The organism is Paenibacillus sp. FSL L8-0663, from assembly GCF_038008125.1.
Classification (GTDB): Bacteria; Bacillota; Bacilli; order Paenibacillales; family Paenibacillaceae; genus Paenibacillus; species Paenibacillus polymyxa_D.
Map to the genome: position 1 here is coordinate 3,251,112 of NZ_JBBOYM010000001.1, position 16,468 is coordinate 3,267,579.

The following is a 16,468-nucleotide window of genomic DNA, read 5'->3' on the forward strand; positions in this document are numbered from 1 at the left end:
AGGAATAAGTATTTAGGCAACCGAATGCATTTATCAAAGCCCTCAAGGGACAACGACGAAGCAAGATATGTAAACAACGGGTGAGCCTGCTCATTACGTACATTCACCTTTTGGAACATGCGGAACGAGACACCATAATTCAGGGTACAAAATGTATGCACACTTCATTGGAAGAGGCTCTATCCACATCAGGATGGTCTGCAAGGTTCGTGTATATATGCGCCTTCGGGCTGGTTAAACCAGCCGAGCCGCCTATACCGGAACATGCAACGCATGTCGTCCGCTAATTGAACTTAATTGGCTGCAGTCTCAAGCACTGGCAGCAAAATTTCAAATACTTGACCATGCTGTAAAATCGTAATCCCACGGGATTTATCCTTCATTACGACCACTTCTGGCTTTTGTGACATACGCTCCAGATAATGCTCAGGTACATCACCGGAATGACTAACCGTGATTCCCTCAAGCTCGCGCTCTTCGTTTTCAGCAAATTCTGTTGTTACAATTTGCTCAAAAATATCAGAGAATGCTTCAAAATTGTCTGTATATACCGAAATGCACTTCATACTCTTCATCCTTTTCTACACATAAATGGTTAAACCCTCTTGTTACCTTTGTGGGTCTTTAAGCTCTACGTTCCTTATCTTTTCTGATAAGAGACGTTTTCATACGTTTCTTGCCTTCCCTGCATACATCAAGCAACGGACACACCTGACATTGAGGGTTTTGAGCTTTACAATGGTAGCGCCCGAAAAAAATGAGCCTGTGGTGGGTCAAAGACCATTCATCCCTAGGAACCCTCTTCATCAGCTTTTTTTCCACCTCAAGCACTGAATCATCCCACCCTGCAAAGCCGAGTCGTTTGGAAACGCGCTCTACATGCGTATCTACCGCAATAGCTGGTACATTAAAAGCAGTAGATACAACGACATTAGCCGTCTTGCGGCCAACACCGGGTAGCTTAACCAGTTGATCGTGCTCCGAAGGTATCTCTCCCCCGTACTGGTCTATTAAAATACGACAGAGGTTATGAATATGCTTGGCCTTGTTTCGGTACAAGCCGATTCTGCGAATATCCTGCTCCAGTTCCTCAAGAGGAACAGCTAGGTAATCCTCAGGTGAGTTGTATTTTTGAAACAGGTCTGCCGTTACTTTATTGACCATCTGATCGGAGCATTGAGCAGACAATAACACGGCGATCGTTAATTCAAAAGCATTGTCATGGTTCAACTCACAATGGGCATCCGGAAACATCGTACCGATGGTGTCCAATATATGACGTGCGGTTGCTGCATTCACGGAAATCCTACCTCCTACCAAAAAAAACGTCTTGATACGGGATAGCCCGCATCAAGACGGTCACTCTAAATAATCATCCGGAAAGAAACGAATACTATTTGTGCATGACTGCCTGCATAGGCGAGAAATACACTCCTATATTATCATTATCTGTCACAGATTGCACGTGAAAAGTGTGCAAATTCCCAAGAAATTTTCATACCGTCTGATCGGTTAGCGACTCATGGGATGATCCAAATCTACATGCCCCATTAAGGACTCTAGAGATTGACCATCTACGAGCAAATCTAGCGTTTTGACTTCCTTGAATTGGAACATTGTTTTCTTCAAGGCATCGATAGCCAATTCCTCGCCGCCAGCTCCCAATCGAGCCTCGTCCGGCAGGGAAATATCAAAAGTCAATGCACCGTTATCCAATTTGATCTTATGCACGGAAATTTTCTCGGACCACAACGGAATTAGAGCAGAATCCCCACTCTTTTGCAGAGCTTCAAACGCTTTTTGCAACTTTTCCAGCTCGCTTGGATAGGTAATTTCCTTTTTCTGTTCTTTCAAGCCGTTCTCTTGAGTATCCGTATAGTACACCGTAATCTGTTGTGTTTGTCGATCTCCTGAATTTTCCGTGTCCGTCTTGGTCTTTGTAGGCTCTGTTGACGGAGATGCAGGTGTTTGACTCGCCCCATTATTTTCAGCAGACTGAGCCGATGGATCAGGGGTCGTCTGTTCGGGTGTGCTATTTTGTGCATTAGAAGTTTGTGTTTCCTGAGATGGAGTCGCAGGAGCCGTTGTTTGCTTAGAGGCACACCCTGCACCTGCAATGGCAAACAGTGCCAGCAGACCTGCAATTACGATTTTCTTGTTCATATGTCCCCCTCCTTGCTTGACGTTGACAAGCGATTTGTTGAAGATTTATTTTACGTCGAGATACTCTGTGATTCCATCTGCAATCCCTTGAGCTACCCGGTTTTGAAAATCTTCATCAAACAGTGTGGCTTCCTCTTTTGCATTACTCAGATATCCTACTTCAAGCAATACGGCTGGCATAGTCGTTTCCCGAATTACATGGAAATTGCCATAACGAATGCCGCGGTCTGTTAGGCCCGTCGCAGGTGCAAAGTACTTGTGCATAACGTTGGCGAACGCTTTGCTTGCACTACGCTGGTAATACGTCTCTGTACCGTTGGAAGCTGAGCTACCGCTGCTGTTAGCATGAATGGACACGAACACGTTAGCATTAAGGTTTTCAGCTACTTTTACGCGCTGTTTAAGCTCCAAGAATGTATCATCACTGCGTGTCAGCACAACCTCAAGTTTGGGGTTCTGCTTTAATATGCTTTCTACTTTCAGAGCCATCGCTAAGTTGAAGGTCTTTTCATAGTTTTTTCTCGAAACACCAACTGCTCCAGAATCTTTTGCTCCATGACCAGCATCAATAACAACGACCTTTTTACCATTGCTGTTCGTTGGTGATGTCTGTGTGTCATCCGGCTGTGAGCCATCTGGTAACGTTGCGTCTGGCATGGTATTCACTGAATCTTTGGAAGCCAGATCGACGATAACACGATTCGAGCCATCATTATATGCGGTATAATTCATGGCATGTTTCAAATCAATAACAACGCGCACCGTTGAAGGTTCCTTTTGGAATAAAGCATAACGGATACCGGACACATCCGCTTCATTCTCAATGTCCAGCGAACCATTTAAGCTGCTATCCAGCTTTTGCTGGTCTCCGAAATTGTCAGCAAACGCAGTCGCTGGCAAATCCACCACTACCCGATCAGGGCCTGTCATCGTAAACGCTTTCGGCTTGACGGCACTGGCTGTTGCGATAGTTAAACGGTTTTGGCTGAAACTGATTCCCTGCACCTGTGTAACACCTGAGTTTGCATTATTCGTTGGTGCAGTTACACTTCCAGTACCTGTACTGTTATTTCCGGACTTGGGAGGTGTAAATTCCCCGTTTCCAGACCCGCTACTGCGGGTATATAATTTTACGGACTTGGAGCTGCTGTCCCATTTTACGTCCAGTCCCATTTGCTCGCCGATAAAACGAAGCGGTACAAGGGCATAATTGGAACGCAGCAGAGGCGAAGCATCCAGACTAATGTCGCTTCCATTGACAGTCGCCGTCTTACTTCCGATTATCATTCGGATCAAGGTACTGTCCTTCTCAATCGTTATGGTTCGCGCCTGCTGCTTCCATGTCACGTCATATCCCAAATTTTCAGAAATTACGCGTAGCGGGACCATTGTACTTCCGCCAATTACTTGTGCCTTAGCACCACTAGGGACACTTAACTGTTGATCGTCGAGATAGATTTGTGTTCCACTCGAAGCCGCATGTCCATAACCCGGAACCGCCCACATGAAGACAAATAATAACAACAAAAAACCAAATTTCTTCATTCGTCACCCTTCCATTCATAATTTTTTTGCCACATGCTCCGGTGCGGCGACCTGATATACGCGCTTATGTAATATCAGACAACCTTTTAGACGTTATCTCACACCAAAAGTTGCGAATATATTCCATCATAACAGAAATATACGTGCCAAAGAACTACTTTTGTCGAATTTTGACTAAAAATATAGATCATTTGCTTTCCGTCAAAAGTCACAGCCGAAAAAACTAAAAAAGCTACTTTTCACCCCCATGAATTTTCATTAATAAGGTGGAAAGTAGCTTTTATTGTAAACCTCACTTAGTTAAGTGGTTCCGTTGCTCCTGTGCCTGCTGTTCCGAGATACTCCTTCAACCCATCGACAATACCTTCAGCGATCTTCTCTTGTGTTTCTTCTGTGAACATGGCTGCTTCATTAGATATATTACTAAGGTAGCCACACTCCAGCAATACTGCAGGCATTTGTGATTTTCTCGTCACCACATGGTTTGCCACTTTAATGCCGTTATCCTTGAACTCGGTTGCTGCTACAAGATGCTTGTGCATGATCGTGGCCAGGCTCAAACTTTCCTGACGTGCATAATAGGTTTCTGACCCATTAGCTTTTCCGTTATTAGAAGCTGGCATACTGTTACCATGAATGGAAACAAACACGCTAGCCTGCTGATTATTAGCGAGCTGTGGTCGTTCATCCAGCGTGGGATACGTATCTCCATTACGAGTCAATATGATTTGAATATCGGGATCATTTTGCAGAAGCTGCTCGACCTTTAACGCTACCGCCAATGCAAATTCCTTTTCATGTCGCCCAGTCACACTACCTGCCCCAGGGTCCTTGCCACCATGTCCGGGATCAATTACGACGATTCGCCGTCCTTCGACATTCGTTGGTGTTACCACTGCTGAATTCACACTACGCTCACGCAATTGAAGGGTGATATCACCTAGGCCATTGGTTGAAAGATCGTAATCACGTGTCTGATTTAAAGCAATGACAATGCGTACGCCCCCATCTCGTCCATCTGCGGGAGCAAATCTAATTTCCTGCACATCCTCACTGTCACTATTCGTCAACGCCCGCGTGCCATCGGTGCGAATCGGGAACGGCTGAAGAAAATCAGTCGCCAGTGAAGCCCCGGGTAAATCTACAACAATACGATCATTCCCCGTCATTTTGGATACTTTAGGGGTAACATCTTTATTCAGAGAAATCTTTAACGTTTCACCCTCAAAAGTAATATTTTTTACAACCAACGCATTTGCTGCGGTCTGTTCTGTATTTTGCTGCTTGGTTGGTGAAGATGCAGCTTCAGTATGCTTATCTGCTTCAACTGGGTTTATTGTCGTCGCTGTTGCTGAAGACGTTTTATTGGTGCTTTTTGTACTCCGTGTTGACGTTTGCGACGATGGTTGGGATTGTGACTGTTTATTTGCTTGTTGAGTTGCAGCCTTTTGACTGAGATTTACGGATTTACTTTTATTATTCCAATCTACTTTTAGTCCCATTTGCTCCCCAACAAAACGTAATGGAACCATGGTTGAGCTGCCCCGAAGCACAGGAGGTGCATCCAGACTAACTGTTTTTCCATTCACATCAGCCGATGTACGGCCTACATACATAGACATATCGGTACTATTTTTTTGAATTGAGATTTTATAGGATTGTGGTTCCCACTTGAATTGATATCCAAGCTGCTCCCCAACCACCCTTAGCGGTACCATGATTTTTCCATTGACCATTTCAGGCTTGGCATCTGCAGGCGCTTCCACCCTTTTGCCATCTAAAAACAAATCTGCTCCAGCCGCGTTCACATGAGGGGAGGACGGCCACAACCAAATCAAGATAGCCGCTAGTATCACCCAACCATATTTCTTCATCCTCATTCCCCTAACTTATATATGTATTTTTTGGTGTTTCTCACAGACACAGTCCTTCAACCATTTTACATTTACAATACCATGCTGAGTCGAACCGTCAACCCCTTATTTTCCAATTTATTTTTTGAGCATGATAAAAGCCCGCAGGCAAAAGGATTGCCAGTACGGGCTTTCTGTCTAACAAATGAGCAAGCTATATGGCTTCGTATTGAACCTAAAGTGGGAATTATGATTATGCGCCTTGTTTCGCAGCGCGTCTTTGTTCATACGCCAGAATTTCAGATTCATGCTGGAGTGTCAGTCCAATATCGTCCAAGCCTTGCAGCAGGAACTGACGGCGATGTTCATCCAGATCGAATTCAATTTTCAGACCATAGTCGTCTGTGATTGTTTTTTCATTCAGGTCTACGTTCAGTTGGTAGTTATCATGCTGCGCCGTACGCTGGAACAATTCCTCTACTTGCTCTTCAGACAGCTTGATCGGCAATATACCGTTTTTAAAACAGTTATTATAGAAGATATCTGCATAAGACGGAGCAATTACGCAACGAAACCCATAGTCCATAATCGCCCACGGTGCATGCTCACGTGAGGAGCCACAGCCAAAGTTAGCGCGAGAGATCAGCACAGACGCCCCTGCATAACGAGGCTTGTTCGGTTCAAATTCAGGATTGATATTGCCTTCTTCATCAAACCGCCACTCGTAGAACAGAAACTGTCCAAAGCCCGTACGCTCAATTCGTTTCAAAAACTGCTTAGGAATAATAGCGTCTGTGTCCACGTTCACCCGATCCACAGGTGCTACAATTCCTTTTAATGTTGTGAAAGCTTCCATCGTAATTCCTCCCCCTGTATCCTAGCGGACTACTTCTTCCTGCTTGAATTTCCAATCCCGTACATCAACAAAATGCCCATGAATCGCCGCAGCGGCTGCCATTGCTGGAGATACCAGATGAGTCCGTCCTCCGCGTCCCTGACGACCTTCAAAGTTACGATTAGAAGTCGAAGCACAACGCTGTCCCGGTTGCAGCACGTCTGGATTCATCGCAAGACACATACTGCATCCTGCTTCACGCCACTCAAATCCTGCTTCTTTAAAAATGATATCCAGTCCTTCTTCTTCAGCCTGAATTTTCACACGTCCCGAACCTGGTACGACGATGGCCGTTACTTTGTCAGAAACCTTGTAGCCTTTGGCAACCTCAGCGGCTGCACGCAAATCTTCAATCCGCCCATTAGTGCACGAGCCGATAAACACATAATCAATCGCAATATCCGTGATCGGAGTACCTGGCTTCAAATCCATATATTCAAGCGCTTTCTCAGCCGCTTTACGTTCGTTTTCGGTTGGCAGTTCTGCCGGAATCGGTACGGTTGAGGAAATATCTGTACCCATACCCGGGCTCGTTCCCCAGGTTACTTGAGGAATCAAAGCATCTACGTCAAACTCCAGCACAACATCAAACTCAGCGCCTTCATCTGTGACAAGCTCTTTCCACTCAGCAACCGCTTGCTCGAAAGCGTCTCCTTGTGCTACATGTTGACGTCCACGCAAGTAGTTGAAGGTGGTTTCGTCCGGTGCAATCATTCCTGCCCTGGCTCCGCCTTCTATGGACATGTTACACACAGTCATGCGCTCTTCCATGCTCAATTCGCGAATAGATTCACCTGTATACTCAATAACATAGCCTGTAGCGAAATCTGTACCGTATTTGGCGATGACACCCAAAATCATGTCTTTTGCTGTCACACCAGGTTTGCGGGTACCTACAAAGCGAACTTCCATCGTTTTGGCTTTGGCTTGCTGGAGACATTGTGTTGCCATTACGTGCTCTACCTCACTGGTTCCGATACCAAAAGCGAGTGCTCCGAACGCCCCATGTGTGGAAGTATGGCTATCACCACAAACAATCGTTTTGCCCGGATGAGTCAGACCAAGTTCAGGCCCCATAACGTGAACGACACCCTGATCCACCGTATCCAAATCATACAGTGTGACACCGAAATCACGGCAATTTTGAGTTAATGTATCAATTTGCTGCTTGGAAATCGGGTCCGTAATATTGTAACGGTCCTTAGTCGGTACGTTATGATCCATCGTTGCAAACGTAAGCTCTGGACGACGTACCTGACGGCCGCTAAGACGTAATCCCTCAAACGCCTGTGGCGATGTTACCTCATGTACGAGGTGAAGATCGATGTACAAAATACTCGGCTTACCTGCTTCCTGATAGATGACATGGTTATCCCAAATTTTCTCGAACATAGTCTTTTTACTCATCATTATTCACCCCTGTGTTTTTCGAACCTAGTGGAGAGAAGCTGAGCGGCTCTCTCTTGAATGTCAACAATATACCACGGGATGTCTGATTGGTCTAAGATATGATATCTATAGAAGTGATAGGTTAAGGCTATAAGAATAGATGAGGTGAATATAGGCGGTTCCTTGCACTGATTTCTATCAGCTCTTAATAGTAAAAACAGTCCACTTATTTCAGCCGCTCCGGCGTGGATCAGGCGTAGTTAAGGGGTTATTCCCCTACCCACTCCGGAAAAGCGGCTGAAGGTCATTCTGTTGTTTTCAAAACGTTGTTGTTTCACCAACTTCTTTAAGGTCGGGGACGGGTCGAACGGCGAACCTTATACATTCCTCAGGAGCTAATGTGGCTGCTGGTGGAGCTTAAGAATCTTTATAAATGAATTAATTTCAAGATGATTACCAGCAAAATGAACAGTGCCAAGACAGCAGCTATCGACGTCCAAACTCTTCCGGTGATTCCCGCGTAGTCTCTTTTCATTTCCCCCACACGTAACGCCTCCTTTATTTTAGGGTACTATACTCCATAGGCTATGCGAGGTCTTGATTAAAGGAAGGGCTTCTTAACAAAAAATGCTTAGTCAATCCAGTACCAGCCTGTCTGCTCTCAACCAAGCGATAAAGTCATTGACCTCTTTCATGCTTAAGTCAAATTCCTTGTCCAAACCGGTAGTCATGGTCAATACCATGATTGCGCGATTACCTGAGAGTTGCTCAGGGTCAGTTTGACCTCCTCCTTGTGGAGTGACAGAGGCTTCATTATTTTACTGTATATATTTGGAAGTATATTCCTCGAAATGTGTCTAAACATAAACCTGCCAATCTATAAATACAATCTAAATATTTGCATATTTATCTAACTGATGACTTACCCAAGATCGATCCTACTCCCCTGTTATTACTTGGAATTATATTAAATCTTCTCAATACTATATTATGAGGCGTGGCGAAGTATCCACGCTGGATTGCTTATGAATTTGAAAGTCCTGTAGTTGTCAACAAATATGTGTTGGCTCCACGTAGATCTAGTTTAACCGAATCGCCAAAAGATTGGATGTTCGAAGGGTCGGACGGTGTTTCACGGGTCATTCTCGATACACAAAAAAATATTACTAACTGGAAAGAAAAAGAGAAAAAAGAATTTCATTTACCAATGAAACAAAATATAAAAAATACCGTTTGAACATCACTAGTAATAATGGTAATTCTCTATTTTCACTTGGAGCCTTCGAGATGTACAATAATTTGCCGGTAACACCAACACCAGATCCGTCTACAACACCTGGTTCGTCCGATACAGATGAGGCCTCTCAAGCAACTGGTGACCGCGCTATTCTTACTGTAACCATGGGTAATGGGTTTGATAAAGAATTCGATCTGAGTAAAAAAGAATTGAATGCTTTCACCGCTTGGTATGACGCAAAGGATACTGGTAGAGGTCCTTCATTCTTTGCCATTGATAAGCACAATAACAACAAGGGACCATTCAGCAACCGTAAAGACTACGTAATATTCAACAAAATCCTTACGTTGAAGTAAGTGAGTATTCAACTAAATAATAAACACCAAAGGACTCCATACTGGTTACATACCAGCGGAGTCCTTATTCACATCCACTCTAAATTCAAACTGATCAATGAAAAAAAGCTCTACCGAACAATTAAGGGGATTAATTCACTTGTTGGCTTGAACAAACGCATAATTAGCCCTCCTCACCAAACGGCTAGAAGGACAGTTGTATAGCTAGGATAACTTAGAGATTTCCAGGCTGTGAATCAGCTACCCCCCATGTTTCCCCATTAACTTTATAGTCGCTGCCTCTCCACTGAAGTATGTAGTCTCCAGAACGCAAACCGTCGCTGAAACCTTGGTCAGTAGATTTCCAAGTCACTGTGTCGTGAGGAGCGATTACTAATCCTTCAATATATAGTTTGTTTGAACCGCTGTGAGTTAAACTTACCTTTACTGGATGATCAGAGTGATTCTTCATACGAAGTTTAACATGACCCCATCCTTTAGGGACACTAAAGGATTCTTTTACAGTTGCGCTTCCCCCCGATCTTTGATTAATTATGGTGTTTTTGCTAGTTATACTTGGTGAAGCTGAAGCAGCACCTACCGTAGTTGCTATAGCTAAAGATAAAATCGAGAACAGAAATATTCTTTTCTTCATCCTTTTCCTCTCCTATTTTTTGTTATGGTCTACCTTTAAGGCTACCGATTACAATTTGGTAGGTTCTTTAAGATCTACTCTAAATTCAAACTGCTTACGAAAGAAATACGACTCGTTAATCTTAATTGCATCAGGCGAAAACTTTTCCACTACTCCGCCGTAGTCAACGACCGTTATCAACTCATTGCTCAACGGCTGTACTACATATACTCTTACCTGGCCTAACGCATCTGCAAAAAGTTCTATATCCGACTTTGACACTCTATATGTATAGTTCATGCTGATCACTTCAGAAATAGTATTCGAGTAAATCGTGTGGTAATTCCTACACTGAAGAAAGCTCTGCCAACCATAAGGTTAGCAGAGCTTTTTCTTTAAAATCCTCCAATGGTAACGTTAGGCTGAATACTATGGTGGTGGTTAAAGGCTTGGTCCGGCATAGTAACAATAAACAAAAAGCTAGCCGCGATGACTAAAAGTACCATTTTTTTGAACATTGTTTTCCCACACCCTTTCAATAAAATTGAAATACTCAGCTTTAGTTTCAGGAACTGCATGGGCTTGAAAACGAACAAACAACCCCATACAGTTTATAAAGTAAGTTTCATTATTTATTATATGTGACTTTACCATTGCATTCATCAAATATTTAAAGCCATCAATGTACTTCCCTCGGTATAAATAATAAAAACCTAACTCGTAACCAAACCACGCGATATAATCCGGTATCACTTGTCGGGTATACATATCATCTGATGATGGTTGTTGTGAAAAAGTCGCAATTAGCGTTTCAAATCGTTTGAGTATATCGTCTACATCTATGCTAAACTGGTTTGCTGCGATTATAACATTCAGCAGTTTTGAAAGCTTTTCATTCTCGTTAGCGGCTGATGTTGTAGCAATATATTCAACATAATCGTTCAGCAGGCTTATTTCTCCTGACAACAGCTTATATACGTAAGTATTTCCTACCGCCCAGTGACTGAACAGGTTTACCCAGTGTTTTGTGTCCTCGTCATCCTCTTTAACCCAGTCTAAATCCGCATAGGCGTATGTATATTGTAGAGCTTGTTGATAATCGCCTTGAGCTTCACAAACACTAGCACACAACAGGTCAGCATAAGCAATGTATCCAAATAACGGCCCTCTTGTTCTCTTTTCATCATCTAGAAACTTTCGTTTTTCTTGGTGTTGTAAACTATACTGGATTTCCGCTTTAGCTCTCATTTGCCTTGCCATTTCGTCTACCTTGTCCCATTTACGTAATGACCTATATACGTTTGCCAAATCCTTCAATGCGTCAAGCTGATCTATTTCATCCAAACGCTCGACATAAGGCTCAAACAGTATAGCTGCCTTCATATTCCGACTTTGATCATCTCCAATTTGAATCGTAAATATTCGATATTGACAGACTGCCAGACGTTCAGAATGTTGGTACTTCTCTGCTTCTGCTACACTCTCATAGAGCAGCAGCGCCGCAGCATGGCGTCCTTGAGCGAATAGGGTTTCTGCAATGTCAAACAGTTTGGGCGAATAAAGTAGATTGTCCATGATGGCTCCTACCACTCGACGGATCGCATCCAACTTGTCCAACTCCGCACAACGATACAAAAATGGCTCGATTCGTCTCATATTCGGGGGCGTGTCGATGATGTAGTTTTCTATAAATAAGTCGTAAAAGTGGCCTTCCGGTAAACCCATCGCCTCAGTAATTAGATCAAGCTGGTTAACAGACATAGGCTTGTTTCCTGTCACAATGGCACTTAGCGCCCCCCTATTCATGCCTGCAACTTGCCCAAATTGCGATAGACTCAAACCTTCTTGTTTTAAATATCCGTCTAATTCTGCTCTAATCGTAGGTGTATGCTTCATGTCATATCCACCCTTCATACAGAAATTCCAAAACTTTTATATTATTGCATTCTATTGTTGTCCATAATTTAACAGTTGTCAATAACCTTTATTTCTTTTGCATTTTATTAAAGAACTTCGGCATAATCGGTGGCATGAAATGACGTAAAGAACACTCTCCGCAGCCTATACCCATCTTAAAAAATATTAAATATATTCATATATGCCATAAAAAGGTTGAAAATATTAGTAGATTCCTTTACGCTGGCTTTGTATTTACAAATATTTCAAGGAGGCGTTTTGTTTGAAAGTAAAATTTCTACCACAAGCTTTTCTAGCTGCAACGCTACTCATTTCTTTTGGGGTCGCCTATCCAGCTACCTCCAATGCCGAAAAAGGAGATAAAATCCCTGACCGCATGTTAGCGGGTACCATCATTCAATACGATGAGAACAATAACATGGTTGTATTGGAAAAAGGAACTCCGGTACCTGAACAGCAAAAATCTAAAGCTGCTATTGCTCCACTGACTGCTGAACAACAGGCTGAGCTAGAAAAAGAAAAACAACAGGATAAAGAGATCGATGAAGCAACCAAATCACTACCGGTATATCATATTGATAACCCTGACCCTCAGCCTGGTTTAAAAGTAATTTATGATGGCGAAGGTTTTATCAAAGATATTATCTTGCCTGATCAAAAAGAAAATGCGATTACTACTAATAATGTTTCACTTCAAGCATTACCACGCGGTACACGCAAATCACCTGGAACTTATACATATGGAGATCATGATAATGAAATTAAAATTAACGGAACATCTAGTGGCTATGTTCGAGGCACAGGGAGAGGAACAAACTTCACAGACACGTATGGGGAAAATTCCAATAGACTCCAAAGAGGTGACTGTGCAACAAAAGGAGCCATTGATAATCCCGACTTCGGGACAGAAATTCGGGTAAGGAATTATGATAATAATGCCGTAGCTAATTTTTATAAAGCTGATAACGGGAGTCTTCCAGATGCAGTCATTGATATTTGGAAAACGGGTGTAGAGAAGTTAGGTTTAGAATGGCATTCGTACGTCTCATTTTCAGCAAGATATTCCTATGATTTTTAAGATCTTTATACCAAAAAAGGATAGGATCTCGCGTCCTATCCTTTCCCTTTTCGTTATCATCTTCAGTTTGATTCATCACTTATCTCAGAAAGGATGCTTCGTGTTGAGAACAAGTAGCTACAAATTTTTTAGATTCTTTATACTTTCCCTGCTCGTGCCAGCTTTATTGTCATCCTGCTCTCCCTCTTTTACCCCACCAGCAGAATCATCTGTACCCAAAAAGGCCCAATCAAATGAAAAAGTAGTGTCGGCCGGGAAAGGCCAGTATCTATCCATGACTTATACAGAGTATGTGAATGGGAAGAAATCAGATCAAGGCATGGTTATGCGAGTTATGACATACGACTTAAACAGCAAAAAATTGACCAAGCTGGCCGATGTTCCTTATACCTCTCAATACCCGCTTTCTGTAGTGTCCTTGCCTGATCACAAAATTTATTACTCTGCCGATGTTGGTGATAAGGGAGACCAATTATTTTCGTATGACTTGAATACCAAAAAAATCGAACAGCTTACCGATAATTTGTTTGCCATCAATCGTATCGTACCAACTACTCCAGATGGCCCACTCGTTCTGGTTGCGGTCAAAAAAGGAGAACGTATACTTAAAACTATTTTCTACAATAAAACAACGCACGCCATGAAATTTATGCATGATGAAAACCAAGATAAAAACCATGAAGAACAAACTTGGTCTATAACCTATAATCCAGCCAAAAAAGCAATTTACAGTTCACATTATTCAGCTAAGGAGCAAGATGAACAAAGAGAAATCTCAAACCGAACACAGACCATTATGATCCCACCGGATAACAAGGTTACAGAAATCAATAGCGTCACTAAGCAAGAGCGTTCTGTTATTACACTAAAAAATCAAGAAATATCATCGATGTCCAGCAGTAATGATAAGCTGCTCCTCATAACCACTCGATTCATTAATGGTGGCAATCCAGAGTATAGTCTGATTGATATTGCAACAGGTAAACGCACCAAAATCAAGTTGCCTATTTTATCCCGCCAATTTGTCTATATGTCCCCCGACGGCAAGGGTGTCTACTATTTGGGTAGCGCCTCTGAGAAAAATGAGGAGGAAGGGCGCGGCGTATATTATTATGATTTCACATCGAAAATTCAAACCCCCATCTTTATACAAGAAGAGGGTTTCATCAATAACTTCATGCTGCTGAACAAGTAATTGCTCTGATTAGCAACATGCCAAAAAGCCGGAAAGAAGCAAGTTTACGCTATCTTTCGGGCTTTCCTTATCTGTTTAGTGTTTACTTTGTAACTATAGCCGTATTAGTCTTGCTCCGTAGCAGGCGCTTGTACTGATTCTGTTGGTTCTTGAATAGACTCAGTTGCTTTCTGAACCTTACCGGATGATACCTCTGCTGTAGCACGAGCCAAGAAATCATTAAGCTTCGCGCCAAGACCCGATACAGCTTCCTTAGCTGCTGCCCGTGTTGCCTCCTCGTTTGGCTGTGCGTCAGTAGCGAGTGCCACTTTTGTTTTGGCCTTATACTCCAGATATGCCTTCTCAATCACGGATTTTAACTCTACTTGGGATACTACGATACCTTGACTGGAAAGAGTAAGTGAAGCATACTGCAAAGCCTCCTGAAGCTTACGTTCTCCTCCAGCTTCTTTAAATGCTGTTTGAGCAAAAGCAAAGCCCTCCCCAGCAATTTTATGGATTATTCCCCTCTGTGCCGCCGTAGTACGCGCTTCTAGCCACACGTTAACCTTAGTTTTGAGTTTTGTTCAGACCTCCTAAAACAAACGCTGTAAGCACACCCACAGCGGCTGTGGCGATGGTATTTACGTAAGGTTGCACAGTTTCGATAATTGATTGCATGATTACTTTTCCCCTTTCGTTTTCAACGATGCGCTTTTATTTTTTGAATCCCAGGACACTACTGCCCGTAAGCTTCTGCAATTGGCTTGAGTTGCACATAAGCCGTATCGTCTACAAGTTGGACAGTTTGCAGCTTGGCTCTGTTTAAATACGCTTCCTTACGGGTGTTGTCCCAGTGATAAGAAAAGCCCAATACATCTGCCAAAGACCGCAACGGTACATAAGTTCCGTCGAGCTATACCGATAAGACCAATCTTGCTTTTTAAACCTGGTCCGGTACCCTTCTTACCTTCTACGGCAGCGGCAAATAAGCCGGTCACATAATCAATAATGACCAGAGCAAGTAACACCCCCAATACTCCCGACCACCCACCATAAAAATACGTCACAGCGCTGCTTCCTAAAGCAGTACAGAACTTAAAAACTCCCACTTATCCAACCTTCTTCCCCCGTCTCTCCGTTCAGGAAACTTTTCCTGAGCTATCATCATTTGCTTTTTGATTCTTTTCCTCTTGGGCCTGTATCTCTGCTAATGCATTTCCTACCGCAATATCCAAACCTATAAGAATTTCTTTCCGGCGTGCTGGCTGTGAAGCAATTACAGCAGAAATAACCTCAGTCAATTCTTGAACCGATCTGGTTAGATCCAGTTGTATATCCAATGTGGATTTTATCTTTGCCATGTATTTCGCCACCTCCTCAAGACGCAAAATAAGCCCCTGAATTAACAGAGGCTTTTCATACTTGTATCTTAAATTAATTTGCTGCTATAACGCTACGAGTTTTAAAGGGAAATATTGTTCAGTGAATATAAAGTTGTAGACGGACAATACGTCATTAAGCTAACGGACAGTTTAACTTGATTGGTGATATTATGCTACTCTATAAATAAGCAAATAATTTAATCAAGAGGTGTAATAATGCGGTTTCATGAATTTTATATCGGACAAGTATTTAAAACCAAGTCTTTAAAATTAACTCAAGAGGATATTACCAGATTTGCAAGGGAGTTTGACCCGCAATATATGCATGTAGATGAAGAGAAAGCATTACAAGGCAGATTTAATGGAATTATCGCTTCAGGAATTCAAACATTAGCTGTTTCTTTTAAGCTTTGGGTTGAAACAGGCAGTTACGGTGATGAGGTTATTGCTGGAACTGCTATGAATAATATTAAATTTATTAAACCAGTATATCCAGGCGACGAATTGTACACCATTGTTGAAGTGATTGGAGTAAAAGAGAAGAGGAATGGAACAGGACTCGTTACTGTATTGCTGTCGACTTTCAACAACAAAGAGGAGCAAGTTTTTAAAGGCGATTTATCCGTGCTGGTTAAACAGTAAAGTTTTATAAAAATTCAATTATTACAGGTTTGAAGAGGTCCATGCATTTTTGCACGGACCTCTTCTCTTTATTCTAACGTGGCTTGACTTGCGGCTTTATGTTCAGCCACACATTGCAGTAATTCCTTCTAAGCCATCATTTGGCGACCTTTAAGTTGCCCTTCTACAACTGAATTTCGCATAGATTCTACATCTTGAACCCGCACTTTACCCCATGATGA

General features: G+C 42.6%; 17 protein-coding genes and 2 pseudogenes. 5 read left to right on the forward strand and 14 right to left on the reverse strand.

All coding sequences use genetic code 11. The features are described 5' to 3' along the window. Positions 1-293 precede the first annotated feature (293 nt). The 8 genes and pseudogenes from MKY75_RS13955 to MKY75_RS13990 form a co-directional block, all read right to left on the reverse strand. The gene (locus tag MKY75_RS13955; protein WP_013310628.1) at positions 294-566 is read right to left on the reverse strand and encodes a hypothetical protein; all 273 of its coding nucleotides are present in this window, start codon (positions 564-566) and stop codon (positions 294-296) included. Between the two features lie 58 nt (positions 567-624). Further along, positions 625-1,299 carry an endonuclease III gene (gene nth / locus MKY75_RS13960; RefSeq protein WP_069010658.1) on the reverse strand — a complete coding sequence of 225 codons (675 nt, stop codon included), beginning with the start codon at positions 1,297-1,299 and terminating at the stop codon, positions 625-627. A 213-nt stretch (positions 1,300-1,512) separates the two neighbouring features. After that, complete coding sequence (locus tag MKY75_RS13965) at positions 1,513-2,163, reverse strand: GerMN domain-containing protein (RefSeq protein ID WP_029514971.1); 651 nt, start codon at positions 2,161-2,163, stop codon at positions 1,513-1,515. Between the two features lie 45 nt (positions 2,164-2,208). Continuing rightward, positions 2,209-3,708 (reverse strand): N-acetylmuramoyl-L-alanine amidase family protein, encoded by a 1,500-nt coding sequence (locus tag MKY75_RS13970; RefSeq protein ID WP_318627185.1) that lies wholly within the window; start codon positions 3,706-3,708, stop codon positions 2,209-2,211. A gap of 296 nt (positions 3,709-4,004) precedes the next feature. After that, a complete protein-coding gene (locus tag MKY75_RS13975) occupies positions 4,005-5,582 on the reverse strand; it encodes an N-acetylmuramoyl-L-alanine amidase (RefSeq protein ID WP_318627184.1) in 1,578 nt (525 codons plus the stop codon). Between the two features lie 232 nt (positions 5,583-5,814). Next, a complete protein-coding gene (gene leuD, locus MKY75_RS13980) occupies positions 5,815-6,417 on the reverse strand; it encodes a 3-isopropylmalate dehydratase small subunit (protein ID WP_165146838.1) in 603 nt (200 codons plus the stop codon). 21 nt (positions 6,418-6,438) lie between these two features. Then, complete coding sequence (gene leuC / locus MKY75_RS13985; RefSeq protein WP_029514977.1) at positions 6,439-7,863, reverse strand: 3-isopropylmalate dehydratase large subunit; 1,425 nt, start codon at positions 7,861-7,863, stop codon at positions 6,439-6,441. 621 nt (positions 7,864-8,484) lie between these two features. Further along, positions 8,485-8,603: pseudogene (locus MKY75_RS13990) on the reverse strand (fibronectin type III domain-containing protein); the annotation flags it as partial. Between the two features lie 239 nt (positions 8,604-8,842). On the opposite strand from MKY75_RS13990, the gene MKY75_RS13995 reads away from it, so the two are divergent. Then, positions 8,843-9,082, forward strand: a complete 240-nt coding sequence (locus tag MKY75_RS13995; RefSeq protein ID WP_029514978.1) for a hypothetical protein — start codon at positions 8,843-8,845, stop codon at positions 9,080-9,082. A 77-nt stretch (positions 9,083-9,159) separates the two neighbouring features. Continuing rightward, positions 9,160-9,458, forward strand: a pseudogene (locus MKY75_RS14000) (SPRY domain-containing protein); the annotation flags it as partial. A 194-nt stretch (positions 9,459-9,652) separates the two neighbouring features. Here the strand turns inward: MKY75_RS14000 and MKY75_RS14005 are convergent. From MKY75_RS14005 to MKY75_RS14015, 3 genes are all read right to left on the reverse strand, one after another. Further along, complete coding sequence (locus tag MKY75_RS14005; protein ID WP_069010667.1) at positions 9,653-10,072, reverse strand: hypothetical protein; 420 nt, start codon at positions 10,070-10,072, stop codon at positions 9,653-9,655. Positions 10,073-10,120: 48 nt separating this feature from the next. Then, complete coding sequence (locus MKY75_RS14010; RefSeq protein ID WP_029514980.1) at positions 10,121-10,351, reverse strand: hypothetical protein; 231 nt, start codon at positions 10,349-10,351, stop codon at positions 10,121-10,123. Between the two features lie 180 nt (positions 10,352-10,531). Beyond that, positions 10,532-11,947: a helix-turn-helix transcriptional regulator gene (locus tag MKY75_RS14015; RefSeq protein ID WP_039271170.1), complete on the reverse strand. Its 1,416-nt coding sequence runs from the start codon at positions 11,945-11,947 to the stop codon at positions 10,532-10,534. Positions 11,948-12,230: 283 nt separating this feature from the next. Between MKY75_RS14015 and MKY75_RS14020 the strand changes: the two genes are divergently transcribed. Both MKY75_RS14020 and MKY75_RS14025 read left to right on the forward strand, forming a co-directional pair. After that, positions 12,231-13,046 (forward strand): hypothetical protein, encoded by an 816-nt coding sequence (locus MKY75_RS14020; protein ID WP_245231627.1) that lies wholly within the window; start codon positions 12,231-12,233, stop codon positions 13,044-13,046. 103 nt (positions 13,047-13,149) lie between these two features. Further along, positions 13,150-14,241 (forward strand): hypothetical protein, encoded by a 1,092-nt coding sequence (locus MKY75_RS14025; RefSeq protein WP_340885686.1) that lies wholly within the window; start codon positions 13,150-13,152, stop codon positions 14,239-14,241. Between the two features lie 104 nt (positions 14,242-14,345). Here the strand turns inward: MKY75_RS14025 and MKY75_RS14030 are convergent, their stop codons facing one another. The 3 genes from MKY75_RS14030 to MKY75_RS14040 all read right to left on the reverse strand — a co-directional run bounded on the left by MKY75_RS14030 (position 14,346) and on the right by MKY75_RS14040 (position 15,584). Then, the gene (locus MKY75_RS14030; protein WP_340885689.1) at positions 14,346-14,783 is read right to left on the reverse strand and encodes a phage holin, LLH family; all 438 of its coding nucleotides are present in this window, start codon (positions 14,781-14,783) and stop codon (positions 14,346-14,348) included. Positions 14,784-15,059: 276 nt separating this feature from the next. Further along, a complete protein-coding gene (locus tag MKY75_RS14035; protein WP_340885692.1) occupies positions 15,060-15,290 on the reverse strand; it encodes a phage holin family protein in 231 nt (76 codons plus the stop codon). Positions 15,291-15,362: 72 nt separating this feature from the next. After that, positions 15,363-15,584: a hypothetical protein gene (locus MKY75_RS14040; RefSeq protein ID WP_165146841.1), complete on the reverse strand. Its 222-nt coding sequence runs from the start codon at positions 15,582-15,584 to the stop codon at positions 15,363-15,365. Between the two features lie 237 nt (positions 15,585-15,821). On the opposite strand from MKY75_RS14040, the gene MKY75_RS14045 reads away from it, so the two are divergent. Next, positions 15,822-16,247 (forward strand): MaoC family dehydratase, encoded by a 426-nt coding sequence (locus MKY75_RS14045; protein ID WP_340885694.1) that lies wholly within the window; start codon positions 15,822-15,824, stop codon positions 16,245-16,247. Positions 16,248-16,468: the final 221 nt, after the last annotated feature.